Origin of the sequence: Guptibacillus hwajinpoensis, from assembly GCF_020171785.1 — a bacterium.
GTDB lineage: Bacteria > Bacillota > Bacilli > Bacillales > Guptibacillaceae > Guptibacillus > Guptibacillus sedimenti.
The window spans coordinates 20,704-33,323 of the sequence record NZ_JAIVAE010000022.1 but is presented as its reverse complement, the minus strand read 5'-3'; the positions used below and the strand labels follow the sequence as shown (position 1 = coordinate 33,323).

Annotated in this window: 14 protein-coding genes; 2 read left to right on the top strand and 12 right to left on the bottom strand. The window is 39.1% G+C overall.

The features are described 5' to 3' along the window. Positions 1-139: 139 nt before the first annotated feature. The 4 genes from LCL91_RS21590 to LCL91_RS21575 form a co-directional block, all read right to left on the bottom strand. Positions 140-2,086, bottom strand: coding sequence for an ABC transporter permease (locus tag LCL91_RS21590; protein WP_224885519.1), 1,947 nt, complete (start codon positions 2,084-2,086; stop codon positions 140-142). Further along, complete coding sequence (locus LCL91_RS21585; protein WP_224885517.1) at positions 2,076-2,840, bottom strand: ABC transporter ATP-binding protein; 765 nt, start codon at positions 2,838-2,840, stop codon at positions 2,076-2,078. The genes LCL91_RS21590 and LCL91_RS21585 overlap by 11 nt, the downstream gene beginning before the upstream one ends. A 102-nt stretch (positions 2,841-2,942) precedes the next feature. After that, positions 2,943-3,947 carry a sensor histidine kinase gene (locus LCL91_RS21580; RefSeq protein ID WP_224885515.1) on the bottom strand — a complete coding sequence of 335 codons (1,005 nt, stop codon included), beginning with the start codon at positions 3,945-3,947 and terminating at the stop codon, positions 2,943-2,945. Continuing rightward, on the bottom strand, positions 3,944-4,627 hold the full coding sequence (locus LCL91_RS21575) for a response regulator transcription factor (RefSeq protein ID WP_224885513.1): 684 nt from the start codon (positions 4,625-4,627) through the stop codon (positions 3,944-3,946). Before LCL91_RS21575 ends, LCL91_RS21580 begins: the two co-directional genes overlap by 4 nt. Positions 4,628-4,832: 205 nt before the next feature. On the opposite strand from LCL91_RS21575, the gene LCL91_RS21570 reads away from it, so the two are divergent. Further along, a complete protein-coding gene (locus LCL91_RS21570) occupies positions 4,833-5,945 on the top strand; it encodes a hypothetical protein (protein WP_224885511.1) in 1,113 nt (370 codons plus the stop codon). 89 nt (positions 5,946-6,034) lie between these two features. Further along, positions 6,035-6,307 carry a hypothetical protein gene (locus LCL91_RS21565; protein WP_224885509.1) on the top strand — a complete coding sequence of 91 codons (273 nt, stop codon included), beginning with the start codon at positions 6,035-6,037 and terminating at the stop codon, positions 6,305-6,307. A 39-nt stretch (positions 6,308-6,346) separates the two neighbouring features. On the opposite strand, the gene LCL91_RS21560 is transcribed toward LCL91_RS21565, so the two are convergent. The 8 genes from LCL91_RS21560 to LCL91_RS21525 form a co-directional block, all read right to left on the bottom strand. After that, positions 6,347-6,970 (bottom strand): sterol desaturase family protein, encoded by a 624-nt coding sequence (locus tag LCL91_RS21560; protein WP_224885507.1) that lies wholly within the window; start codon positions 6,968-6,970, stop codon positions 6,347-6,349. Position 6,971: 1 nt separating this feature from the next. Continuing rightward, a complete protein-coding gene (locus LCL91_RS21555) occupies positions 6,972-7,658 on the bottom strand; it encodes a GntR family transcriptional regulator (RefSeq protein ID WP_224885505.1) in 687 nt (228 codons plus the stop codon). Between the two features lie 158 nt (positions 7,659-7,816). Then, on the bottom strand, positions 7,817-8,554 hold the full coding sequence (locus tag LCL91_RS21550; RefSeq protein WP_224885497.1) for a hypothetical protein: 738 nt from the start codon (positions 8,552-8,554) through the stop codon (positions 7,817-7,819). 123 nt (positions 8,555-8,677) lie between these two features. Beyond that, a complete protein-coding gene (locus LCL91_RS21545) occupies positions 8,678-9,487 on the bottom strand; it encodes a hypothetical protein (protein ID WP_224885495.1) in 810 nt (269 codons plus the stop codon). A gap of 428 nt (positions 9,488-9,915) precedes the next feature. Continuing rightward, complete coding sequence (locus LCL91_RS21540) at positions 9,916-10,260, bottom strand: hypothetical protein (RefSeq protein ID WP_224885493.1); 345 nt, start codon at positions 10,258-10,260, stop codon at positions 9,916-9,918. 26 nt (positions 10,261-10,286) lie between these two features. Continuing rightward, positions 10,287-11,807 (bottom strand): T7SS effector LXG polymorphic toxin, encoded by a 1,521-nt coding sequence (locus LCL91_RS21535; protein WP_224885491.1) that lies wholly within the window; start codon positions 11,805-11,807, stop codon positions 10,287-10,289. A 15-nt stretch (positions 11,808-11,822) separates the two neighbouring features. After that, positions 11,823-12,101 carry a DUF5344 family protein gene (locus tag LCL91_RS21530; protein ID WP_224885483.1) on the bottom strand — a complete coding sequence of 93 codons (279 nt, stop codon included), beginning with the start codon at positions 12,099-12,101 and terminating at the stop codon, positions 11,823-11,825. Further along, positions 12,098-12,466: a YwqH-like family protein gene (locus LCL91_RS21525; protein WP_224885481.1), complete on the bottom strand. Its 369-nt coding sequence runs from the start codon at positions 12,464-12,466 to the stop codon at positions 12,098-12,100. Before LCL91_RS21525 ends, LCL91_RS21530 begins: the two co-directional genes overlap by 4 nt. Positions 12,467-12,620: the final 154 nt, after the last annotated feature.

The following is a 12,620-nucleotide window of genomic DNA, read 5'->3' as shown; positions in this document are numbered from 1 at the left end:
ACAAAGCGAATCCAACAAAAACTTGGATTCGCTTCACCGTCAGCTTTCTATAAAGACTATAAAAAAGCGAGTTAGAATTTCGGATTTTGCCTGTGTCCATATTTAGGGGGCTTGACCACTGGCACCGCCCGCTTTTTCTTTATAACGCTTCTCGAATGACTTTTTTGTAGTAAACGACGGATAGTGCGCCAAAGATGGAGTAAAGCAACGTATAGATTCCCATCACGATCAGCATGGGGGTATAGAGTTCGGTTCCGAAGAAGAACCAGCCGGAACGAATGGCGAAGTAACCGTGTAGAATGCCAACGACAAGTGGGATGCCAAAGTTCACCATCTGTTTGCCGCGAATGCCCCGAGAAAGGTCACTTTGCGTGAAACCAAGCTTTCTAAGAACGGTATAATTTGGACGTTCTTCTTCTCCTTCATTCATCTGTTTAAAGTAGAGAATGCAGCCAGATGTAATCAGGAAGGTAAGGCCGAGGAATCCGACGATAAACATGATAAGCCCCATATTTTCCTTTTGTTGAACGAAGGCTTCGTACTGCGAGCTTTTCCCTTGGTCATCCTCGAAGGACAGTGACTGAAATAAGTCGGTTGCTTCCTCTAGCTCTGCATCATTTTGAAGATTAAACCCGATATAGGTGAACGGCTCATCCTGAATCTCCTCATCCATGTCTTTTTGAAGAGCGGCAAAGGTAGTTTTATCCACTACAACCGTAGGCAGCCCGCCATCTGAGTATGTGTAAGGAAGGATATAGTCTTGCTTCATACCTAAATAATTCTGCGCGGTCACGTTTTTCTTTCCTTTTAGTTGAATGATTCCGCCGTTTTCAAAGCTTATAACGGTATCAAGGATTTTACTAAAGCCTGTAAAAACCGCTTCTTTCGGTGAAACATCAAAGTCAGTTAGGTTCTCATCACTAATGACTGGTAGAATCATTTCACTGGCATCAAATGCCGTGCTGGACGGCTGCTTCTCCAGAATGTCTTTCGTTAACACCGTTACTTGAAGAACGTCCAGCTCCTTTGTCGTGAATTCATAGCCTTTTGCCTTTAGCTCTTCTTCAAACAAAGTGGCATTCTGTTCTTCAGAGAGTGAAAAGTGATCGGGTATGTTTTGCTTTGCCGTCTTTTCTGCTGAGTAATATGAAATGTAGCTCAGCGACGAGAGGGCAATGGCTAATGCGGATACCGTTGTAATGATTGTTAGGAGAAGCGAATTTGATTTCATACGAAACATAATCGACGAGAGGGAAAGGACGTCGTTAATGTTCAAGTAGCCTTCTTTTCGTTTTCGAAGCAGGTTGGCAACAAAACGAATTGATCCCTTGTAGAAAAGGTACGTCCCAAGAATGACGCTTCCTAGAATGAATACCATTACGATCAAAAGCTCAGTCATTTCTGAAAAATCCCCATCAAACATTTTGCTGGATACGTAATAGCCCGCAATGATTAGTACGAGTCCAAGCACGCCCATAATGATTTCCCGGATGGAAATTCCTTTTATTCGATCTTCTGTTTTCGATGTGACCCGGAAAAGAGAGAGAATGCTTTGTGCTTTAATAAAGATCCAATTTGTTAGCATAATCACACCGAAAATGGCGAAGAAAACGATAACGGTCTGCATGAAAGCTTCACTGGAAAAGTTAAGACTTGCGACGCCATCAATCCCCGTCGCTTTAAAGAGAACCATTTGAATCAATTTGGAAAAGGAAAAGCCGACGAAGATCCCAATGATCATCGATCCTATATAAATTAGCAAATTTTCTATCGTTAAGATGCGAAAGATGCGTCCTTTTGTCATGCCGATTAATTGAAACAGTCCAATTTCTTTTCCGCGTCTTTTAATGAAAATGCTGTTCGCGTAGACGAGAAAAACAGTAACGATCACCACAAGCATAACGGACGCAGCTTTGATAGCAGCGGCCATCTTAGCCGAGGTTTCCATGTTGTCGACACCTGGGTCATATTGAAGTGTGACGAAGGAAAAATAGAGCCCGACACTAAAGACAAGAGCAAAGACATACAGGTAATAGTTCTTCAGGTTCTTCTTTAAGTTCTTTAGAATCATGTGATTAATGCTCATACTGCACACCACCAAGCACGCCCTGTGTTTTCATAATGTCTTTTAAAAACGACTGGCGTGATTCCGTCCCTTTATTGAGTTGGGAGTAAATCCGGCCGTCTCGGATAAAAATGACGCGACTGCTATAGCTCGCTGCGACAGGGTCGTGGGTTACCATGGCAATTGTTGCTTCCCGTGTCTGATTCAGATCGCTCAGCTTATTCAAAAGATCCGATGCTGACTTTGAGTCGAGAGCGCCAGTAGGCTCGTCTGCAAAGATAATGCTTGGATTATGCACAAAGGCCCGTGCGGCTGAAGTACGCTGCTTTTGCCCTCCTGAAATTTCATTAGGGTATTTGTCCTGGATGTCACGAATGCCAAGTTCATCGGCGAGCGTGTCAAATGCAACGGTAGCCTCTTTTTTCGATACCTTCGCTATGGAAAGGGGAAGCAGCACATTTTCCTTCACGGTTAACGTATCGAGTAGATTATACTCTTGAAAAATGAACCCAAGATGACGCTTTCGAAATTCCGCGAGCTGCTTTTCTTTTTGCTTTGTCATTTCCTGTCCTTCAATCTTTATCGAGCCACCACTGACGCGATCGATAGAAGAAAGGACGTTCAGTAGTGTCGTTTTTCCAGAGCCTGATGCGCCCATAATGCTAATGAATTCACCACGTTCAATCGAAACGTCGATCCCCATTAGCACGTCTTGCTTCATAAACTTATTGCCATAGCTTTTTTGAATTTTGCTTGCTTCAAGTACGTTTGTCATTCCATTCCCTCCAATGAGTTGCTGATAAGTTTAGTATAAAGAGGGACATTCCGCTTTTCCTTCGATTTGCCGAACAATAAGAGGAGGCGTGTGACATTGTTGTCACATGCCTCGGATTTGGTCAAAATCATTTCGTTCTGGAAAGGAGAGGGTAAAAGTAGATCCGTTTCCTGGTTCTGAGGTGACATCGATGGATACTTTTAAATGCGCTGCGATTTTTCTTGTCAGATAAAGCCCCATTCCTGTTGCAGCTGAATCCTGATGGTTCGCCGTTGACGTAAAGCCTTTCTCGAAAATGCGAGATAGATCACGTGGCAGGATTCCACGACCATGATCCTTGATGAGAAGGACAGGCTGATTGCCATGCATATTGCTTTCGATCATGATGTCACTGTTTTCGCTGTATTTTACAGCGTTTGTTAGCAATTGGCGCAGGATAAATGCGAGCCACTTGGCGTCACTTAGTAGCTCTGTTACGGTCAAATCAAGGTCAAAACCAACGCCCCGCTGTTTGCACCAGGTACGTAAGGGAGTGATTTCATCGACGAGAATTTTTTCAAGATTAACTTTTTCAATATACAGGTCGTTTTCAATCGCTGGCATACGTTTTTGGTGAAGCTGCTGATCAAGTAGAAAGTGAATCCGAAGCCATTCGTACGTAAGCTGCTCGTTTAGCTCACGGTCCTGTACGCGATCAATAAGCAAATGAAGTGCCGTAAGAGGTGTTTTTACTTCGTGGATCCACGTGATGAGATCGTCTTTTTCGACTTCAAGCTGGTACTTCATCTGACTTGATTCATCTTTAAGCTGTTCAATCTGTTCGGATGTCACTTGCTCAACCACTTTTTCAAATGGACTTGTGCCCTGCGGAATGCTTGTGATATCAAAGTTCGTTTCGCGTTCTTCTAGCTCCTTGTAAAACGTTGCTTCTTTTCCGTATCGTACGAGTAGAAAAAGAAGGAAGAAGAGAAGGGTTAGAAAAACGGCATATAGAACGGATGTAAGTGGAATGGTCACATCAACATATGTAATCAGAAGAAAGCACGCTTCCATGAAAAGGATAAATAGTATCCAACTACGTCGTTCTTTCAAAAATCGCAATATCATTGCGTTTCCAGAGCCATATAGCCCTGACCTATTTTCGTTTGGATGGCATCTCCGAGTTCAATATCTGCTAGTTTTTTTCGAAGGCGATTGACGTTAACGGTAAGGGTATTGTCACTTACAAAACGCTGATCGTCCCAGAGTCGATTGATTAGTTCATCCCGTGTGACGATTTTGTTCTTTCGTTCGATAAGCATCAGAAGAATGATCATCTCATTCTTCGTTAAGTCAAGGGCATGATCATCCAATGTGAGGCGGTTTCGCTCAGCATCAATCGTGGTACCCTGCCAGGTTTTGAGCGTATTTGTATCCGTATTATAATTGTAAACGCGCCTTAAAATCGCCTGGATTTTGGCAACAAGCACTTCAAAGTGGAAAGGCTTTTGGATAAAATCATCTGCCCCAAGGTTCATCGACATCACCATATCAGTCGGATGATCCCGTGAAGAGAGAAAGATAATCGGAACATTTGAATGATCACGAATCATTCGGCACCAGTGAAAGCCGTCAAACTTCGGGAGTTGAATATCGATAATGGTAAGGTCAGGTTTGACCGTAGAGAATTCCTGCATTACCTGACTAAAATCATGAATCCCATAAACCTCATAAGACCACTGCTCCAGTCGCTCCTTCATTTCCTGAAATAGTGTTGCATCATCTTCAATTAATAGTATTTTAAACATTCTAGTCACCACACTTTGCTTCGTTATCTATGTTGATTATAGCAAATAATGGGAAGGGGGAAAGGAATGGGATGAAGTCAGTTTCCATTCGACAAATCCTAACAAAAACCGGGTGGTGACAGGCACTTGCGAACTCGGGACTAACTACATTCCATTCAATAATCTGGTAAACTAGTAAAGTTGGAAGAAGATTGGAGGGAAGAAAGTGAATGTCTATCAAAATCAAGATGACCTCGTTTTTTCTTATTTGCGATTAAAATCCCATCGCTTCATCCGGTGGAGCACAGTAGCGATCACGTTAGTATTTTTAGATCTCTTTGGTTTCATTCCATTATTAACTAATGATGGCTCACTGGTCGTGATGTTAACGTTGTTTAGTATTGTGGGGATTCTGAACTTCTGGGCGTTTCAATTATTTTTAGACCCATATGAGTATGAATCTGGCTATTATCTGTATCTTGGTGTATTAGGTGTCATTACGACGATTCTTTTTGTTTTCGTTCACTTACAGGTTGTCTCTCAGTACGTTTCGGGAAATGAACGGATTTACCTATTAATCGGTAATGGATTATTGCTTCTCCTTCTGACGGGATGTTTTCATTTGTTAAATCGGAATTTGTTGTATGGAAAAGCGTACGATCAGACCAAAAATACAAGGGCAAATCGCAAGTTAAAAATTGTGATTGGTGGGCTAGCGACTTTATACATACTGGGGCATGTTGGAATTCTAATTATGGGAGAGGCCCCGATTCGTCATTTTATTGTTCTAACGTTGTTAAGCTTGTTCACTGTAGTGACATCCTATCTGACCACCTTTTTTCATCGGTATCGCTTTCTTAGAAAGCACGTATCGGTTCTTGAAAAGCGAGATGCCTGTTTTGGATTGCCAAAACATCTTCGGATTCCTGAGTATGAAGGCGATGCTTTTACGGTGATCATTTTTAATGATGTTGATATGGATGAGGAGCGTTTTATTGAGCTCGCGGGAAGTTTTACGGAAGAGGGGGCTGAAGAAGTTCAGCTAATTGAAATAGACGAAGACGGAAGACGTAAGCTAGAGGAACGTTTTCCACAACAGGAGATTCAGCAAGAGGGGTTTGCTGTGATTAAAGTAAATCGCGAGCGTGTACTCCAAAACCTTCGTGAGCTAAAGAAAAGAACGATGTTGAAAATTCTTTATCGCAACATTCCTCATCAAGTGTATGAAGAAACGAAACATGAAGCGTTGTTTCATTTGGATGATGCGGTGTTTTATTCAACGAGGGAAGAAGAAGTGATGGCGTTCTTAGCGAATGAAAGGGGTCAGGTACGTACCTGACCCCCTTCGTGGACATTTGTCTTTTTTACATAATTCTCCTGTTTTGATCAATAATAAGGGAAAGATGGTTGAAATAAGGAGTTGATCCTATGAACGAGATAAACCAGCAAGTATTACGAGAAGCTCATCAGGCATGCGGAGATATTGAAACCATTCGTCAGCAGCTGCTCGATGCAAGGCAGCGAGGTGATCTGGCGTTAGTTCAACGGTTTGAGCAGGAATTAATCCGAGCGGAGCAAATTGCAAGAGAGTGCCAGAGAAAGCTTCAACAAACGACAGCAGGTAGTCTTGAGGGAGAACAGATTCTTCAGCAGATCACTCATGACTTACATACATGCGGTCAAACGTTGCGCCAGAAATAGCTCCACCAAAAAAGCTGACATGACGTCAGCTTTTTGTATTTATGTGGATGTGTATTTTCGCTGCTCCAAATCCTTTGCTGTTTGGCTCATCTGCACATCTTTTTCCTTTTTTAACGTGCCGAAAAGAACATCAACAAATGGTGTGGAAACCCCGTACCAATAGTTTTCATTTTTATAATGATGCAGGATATGCGTTTTTTTCAGCCACTGCCCGAACTTTGTTCTCGGTTTAAAGGGGCGATGAGCAATATAGTGTTTCCACTCATAGAAAAAGAACATGGCGAGCAATCCTGTACTAAACGCAAGTGTGTGAAGTAGAGATCCTGAAAGCCAGTAGAAAATGAAGCAAAGGAGAAACAGGTTCGGAAAGCTATACCAAAATGGCAGAAATAAAAGCTTTAAATCATTCGGCACTTTGTGATGGTCATAATGCAGTCGTTTAATCAACTTTAATAGATAGGGGTTCTGAGGAGTTTTAATATGAAATAAAAAGCGGTGGGTAAGGTACTCACTAAACATGTAAGTGACAATTCCAATAAGAATGAAGAGAAGGACGATTGGAGAGAGCGTCATCGTCAGTAGAAAGCCAACTACGATCAGAAACACACCAAACATGAGTAAGATATCCGGATGGAAGAAGAAGTCACGGTACAATTGTTTCATACTACACGCCCCCGTTCATTTTTATTTTCCAAAGCTCTAAACTGGTTACCATCATCTGTTTCGTTAGCGTTTCAGCGCGATGGAGATCTCCTTTTAACGTCGCTTCAAGAAACTGGTCATAGTACTTTTTGGATGCTTTTCGATGAGAGGGTTCTAGAAAGTATTTCTCCGCCATTTTGCCATAGATGTTTTCGAAACTATTCAAGATGAGAAGAAAAACCGGGTTAGGGGAGAGCTCAGCAACGTTTTTTTGAAGCTTCCAGTCAAACTCAGCATATGATTTCGGGTCGTCTGGTAGCTCTTGAAGAGGGATAAAAAGTGAAATCATTTGAAGTCTGTGATGAAGGAGAGCATCTCGGACGTAAGCCGGTGTTAACGTAATCCGAAGCTCAAGCATGTAAACGATAAACTCATCAGGAATGTCATCGTGGTGCTGAAGAATGTTTACGATGGTCATTAAATTCCCGCGCTTCCAATAATCATTCACAAGGGCTGGTGCACCCTTCCGAATCGTAACCCATCCATCACGCTCCAAGCGTTGTAGCGCTTCGCGAATGGTAGGTCTGCCAACTTGGTAGTGAGTAGCGAGTTCTCGTTCAGGAGGGAGCGGGTCATTTGTGCGCCATTCTTTTTCTAAAATAGAACGAATAAGCTGTTTTGTGATCTTTTCGGAGGATCGTTCGATCATTATGTAGGTTCACCTCTGTTCTGGTAATACCAAAGTTTTTATTGGTAATACCATTATAATACAAAGGGGGGAGAACGAGTTATTTTGTTTGAAAATTCTTTTTTTTCAGAATCGCTGGCAAGTAAAAAAACTCTGAAAAGGTAAACCCGCAGAGTTTTTTACTTATGTTGAAAACCTTGTTTTTTGTATCTCACTCGTTTGCTTTTATCAGACGGAACTGAGTAGTTAAAATAATCGATGTTATGCTTGATAAAACAATATTTATGTATATATTTTACAGAAAAATAACAAAAAGACACAACCATTAATATTAATAAAACACCCAGTTCAAATATACTGGCAAGTCTTTGGAATGAGGTTACTGCTAAAAAGAAAGTACCTCCTTGCCAAATTAACACTGCCCCAAAAGTTACTGTACCGCTATTATACCATTTCTCATGTTCTTTCAACTTATAATCTAGTTTAGAATACTTGATGACTTGATATCGAAGTAGTTTAAGAATGCAAAATATAATGCCAATACTAAACGTGATGTATACCCACATGTTCGTTATTTCTGCGTAAACATAAGCTAGCCTTACTGTTAGGATAAAATAAGTAATGGCTGTCATAACAAAATTACAAATCATGAATAGGAGCGTTTCCAATTGGGTTTTAAATGGATTTTTGATGATTAATCGAATAGCCCATAAATTTATGCAACCTATAAAGGGAATCAGGCTGTAAGCAATCGTTTCATTGTAGGGGACTAGTAGAAATATGAGTGAACCATCGAGTAGTAAAAAACAAAACATGGAAACCATTTTTCGAGTGTCTTCTGGATGGATCGGTTGGAGGTGCTCTTGCATATAGTCTGGAAGATTTCTTGTTTTCTTGTGAGGTGGGATTCTAAACATGGAGCGACTCCTCTTAAATGCTTTTATTGACTACAGTTAAAAAGTTGAAGTGTTTAAAAACTATGGGGGGTTCACATTCTAGGTAATAACTTAGAGAATTTGAACCTTGGTTTCAACAATTGGTCAGCTGTTTTGCATTTGATAAGAGGCGTACGCTCCTATATCTTTGAGAGTGTTTTCCCACTGTTCTTGATCAGCCAAATAAATATAAACGGGTTTCTTAGGGTCTTCTATATATTCACTAATCCAAACACCTTTTGATGAAGGGAGGAAAAAAATGATATTTTCTAGATAAATTTCTTCTTCAGGTGTCACGATGTTAAAGTTGGAGATGTTGAAAAGAGTCCAGTCGAATTGTTTAAGGTCCTCTATGAAATGGTTAAAACTAGTTACTTCTGATGGTGTGAATTTAGATTTCTTTCTTACTTTATCTATTTTGGTAGGATTACTTAACAGATCAAATGATCGATCGCTAAGAGAAAACGGCTCTACTTTTTCATAGTTTTCGTATGTAATGCCGTAAAATGCTTTCATATGATCTGAAATCTCTTCAGAAGAGATCAAAGAAAACTCATGAATGATATCCCGATCAATAATATGGGAGAGCCATTCGTCTCCTTCATAATGGTGGAGCATTAAAACAACTTTTTGTGGAGCGTTTGAACAACGAATTATCCGTTTAGAAGTGACGTACTTCGTAAGAAAATCAGTTGTTTCTTTTGTAAGAGGATTTTCTCCTTTTGACTCTCGTTCTTCGTCCCACATTTGCTTTAAAATTAGTTGTTTACTAGTTGCTTCTAAAATAGCAATCCATTCTTTCTCAGACTTTTCACCGATAGCCGACTCCGCTATCCCTTTAGCAACATTATGATGGCCAATCGCACTAACCATAAGGGCTAGCTCTTCTGTTGTGCAGGTTAGTAGGTGGTTCATTTAAATACCTCCAATTTTTCATAAAAAGATGGCTTTTAAAGATCGGTAGATAACTTGATACACAATGATAGATAATATGATTTGAATTATCAAAGCTGATAATAGGTAGATTTTTCTTAGGAACCAATTATATTTTGCGAATTTTGAATACCAATAATAACCAGAACCGATCGTTATTTTCATAGAAAAATTCATTGCTTTATGAATTATATTACTAGGGTTTTGGACAAGGGTAGATAAGTAAAAATTCACCATAGTTCTTTCGAGTAATAGAATAGTGACCCCATACATAACTTGTATACCTAATATATAGAATAATAAAATTCTGATAATTTCTATAAACTCATTCATTGTAAATCCCATTTTTTGCTCCATATTTATTAATCAAATGCTCAAGCTGTAACATATTAAATTGAATCTGCTTAGTGTTATAAGAATACTGCTTTCATCGATCTATATATAATTTGATAAATTACAATAGATAAAACCCCTTGAACAAAGAGTGCAATTGCAAAGAAGATTTTTCTTAAGAACCAGTTGTAATGTACTACTTTTTTGTAAATGTAATAACCAGATCCAATCGTCGATATCATAAATATATTAATAACTTTCTGTATTAAATTGCTTGGGTTTTCTTCAATAGTAACTGCGAAATAATTAATCATTATTCTTCCAAGTAAAAGGATAAGTACTCCATAACCAAACTGTATTCCAAGTATGTATCCGAGTATTAATCTGAATATTTCAACGAATTCTCTTATGGTAAATCCCAAGTTGTTCACCTACTTGACTTAGTATATTAATTAAACCATCCTGCAACCGATTTCCCAACCTTATTTATTATCCCATCAACACTTTCGCCTACTTCTTCTCCTAAATCTTTCATTTTATCACCATACTTTGAGCTGGCTATACCTCCTACTAATCCCCCAATTGCTGCACCAATTACTATACCTACTGGTCCTCCAACACTACCTATAGTAGCACCCACTTGTGTACCAACACTAATAGCACCTAGGTCAGTTACAAATCCAAAAATTGAACGGCCAAATTTTTCTGCTGTGCTTTTATTTGCATTTTCAGGTGAAAAAAGTTCTCCTAAATTTGATGCCAGGGCTACTCCATTACCTATAACAGGTATCCTTTTTCCTACACCTGTAAAACCCTTAGCACTTACTGTTTTACCTAATAACTCTTTTGTTCCAGTTTTCACTCGATCTACGGTTCCTTTTAATAAATCTGATCCACTTAATCTATTAAAATTCTTAGGAAAGCCTGCAACATGCTTATAAAGGTGTGCTGGACTATCATATGAAGATACAAATTTATGCATCGTTTTCATGAATGGATTCGTAGGAGAAGGAGCTCTTGAAAAATCTAAGATTTTTTTTGCGAGAGGTGAACTATGGCCTCCTCTACTTGTCCAAGAGGGATCTGTTTTTACACTGAATTCATAGTTTCCTTTTATTCTATTCCAAATAGTTGGTTTGCTACCGAAATAATGAATATCTAATTTTCTTGATACTAAAAGTGTTGTTGCAGATGCTAAAGTTTGATAACCGACTAACAAGTTATCTCCAAAGCTCATTTGCTTATTGATGTAATCAAATGGAGACGTAAACATATTACCATAGCTTGCTAACTTTTGATTTGTTAGTTGGGATTGGAGACTATTGTAGCTTGATAAGTTATCTAACTGTTTGTCAGAATAACTATTGATTTTTATACTCCCGCCATTAAACATTCCCCGAACGTCTTCAATAAATGCTTTAATAGTATGCAAATCTTTCTCAACATTGTCTAATGCTTTCGTTTGGACTTGATCGAATTTCATTAAATCTTCAACGGTTTGATCAGATTCTTTTAATGCTTTTAGATATGTACTATGGAAACGATCATCATCTAACTTTGGAGTATAGATGATATCGCTTACGCCGCCAATAATTGCGTTTGTTTCAATAACTAGTTGTGATGTATTGTTATTCGCTTTGTTCAATCCGTTGGTTAAATCATTTTCGATGAAGTCTTGTCTTATGAAACCTTTTTCGGAAGACTCAAGAGCCAGTTCAGCATCTTTTATTTGTGTAAGAGCATTTGAGTAACTCTCTAGAGCATAGGAAAAGGCTTCAAGAAGTAAAATGTGAAAGTCTTGATAAAAAGAGCGGACTGATTCACCGCCCTTACCACCAAACACATCATCTAAGTTAGCGAACTCTTTTATACTATCCATTAAACTTTGAAGTTGATCATTTTGAGTTGATAATGCTTTTTCTAAATGATTGATATCAGTATGAAAAGACTGAGCATCTAAGACTTTCATAAACTCTTAAGCCTCCTATCGCAATTTAATGGATGAAGATAGTTGTTGATCGGTAGTTTCCATATCTGATAGTGTTTGGCGGACAGATTCATTGTTTGCCGCAAGCACTGTTCTATAAGAGTTACCTATTTCCGTTAGGAGATGGTTTAACTGATTCATTCGATCAACAACGTCTAATCTATTTTCTGTTGCAAGGTTCTGTGGTATTTCAGTATTAAGGGCAAGCAGTGTTTTTTCAATTCTAGAAATGGATTGCTCTACTTCACCATATTTAATTCGTATCTCTTTACTCATTTAACGGATTTCCTCTCTTTTTCTTCGTTAGCAAGCCGTTGTTTTTCGTGTGAAATGCTGGATTCTATCATTCCTATTTCAATACGTAGTCTTGTTACTTTGTCTTCTAATGTTGATTGAACTGAATTAAGCTGAGAAGTCGATATGTCGTTATAAGCTTCTTTCATGTCATCACGGATGTTTTTAAAAGAATCTGCTAATGTACCGTGCCAGGTGGAAGGGGTCAATTCAGGATCGTCCACCAGGTGTCGGTTATGTATAAATTCATCCTGTATACTATCAAGTTTTCTGGTGCATGTTTCCAATCGGGCTAATTGTTCCCTTTTTTCAGCTAGGTTTGATTGTAATTGAAATAAATAGGACATTTGCGCTATCCCCTTTGTAATAGTCATTAGAAAAATCATACTCAAGCAGTAGTATATGGTACCAAATGGAAGAGGTCTGGTAAATAGGTTGTTCTACCTGTTCGTGAGACTGACGTACGGGGTATTTATACCTATACCCGGGTTTTAAGTGATT

Bases quoted from the DNA above. Each gene is read 5' to 3' on its own strand.
- LCL91_RS21590 (WP_224885519.1), bottom strand. From the start codon at position 2,086: ATGAGCATTAATCACATGATTCTAAAGAACTTAAAGAAGAACCTGAAG.
- LCL91_RS21585 (WP_224885517.1), bottom strand. From the start codon at position 2,840: ATGACAAACGTACTTGAAGCAAGCAAAATTCAAAAAAGCTATGGCAAT.
- LCL91_RS21580 (WP_224885515.1), bottom strand. From the start codon at position 3,947: ATGATATTGCGATTTTTGAAAGAACGACGTAGTTGGATACTATTTATC.
- LCL91_RS21575 (WP_224885513.1), bottom strand. From the start codon at position 4,627: ATGTTTAAAATACTATTAATTGAAGATGATGCAACACTATTTCAGGAA.
- LCL91_RS21565 (WP_224885509.1), top strand. From the start codon at position 6,035: ATGAACGAGATAAACCAGCAAGTATTACGAGAAGCTCATCAGGCATGC.
- LCL91_RS21560 (WP_224885507.1), bottom strand. From the start codon at position 6,970: ATGAAACAATTGTACCGTGACTTCTTCTTCCATCCGGATATCTTACTC.
- LCL91_RS21555 (WP_224885505.1), bottom strand. From the start codon at position 7,658: ATGATCGAACGATCCTCCGAAAAGATCACAAAACAGCTTATTCGTTCT.
- LCL91_RS21550 (WP_224885497.1), bottom strand. From the start codon at position 8,554: ATGTTTAGAATCCCACCTCACAAGAAAACAAGAAATCTTCCAGACTAT.
- LCL91_RS21545 (WP_224885495.1), bottom strand. From the start codon at position 9,487: ATGAACCACCTACTAACCTGCACAACAGAAGAGCTAGCCCTTATGGTT.
- LCL91_RS21535 (WP_224885491.1), bottom strand. From the start codon at position 11,807: ATGAAAGTCTTAGATGCTCAGTCTTTTCATACTGATATCAATCATTTA.
- LCL91_RS21530 (WP_224885483.1), bottom strand. From the start codon at position 12,101: ATGAGTAAAGAGATACGAATTAAATATGGTGAAGTAGAGCAATCCATT.
- LCL91_RS21525 (WP_224885481.1), bottom strand. From the start codon at position 12,466: ATGTCCTATTTATTTCAATTACAATCAAACCTAGCTGAAAAAAGGGAA.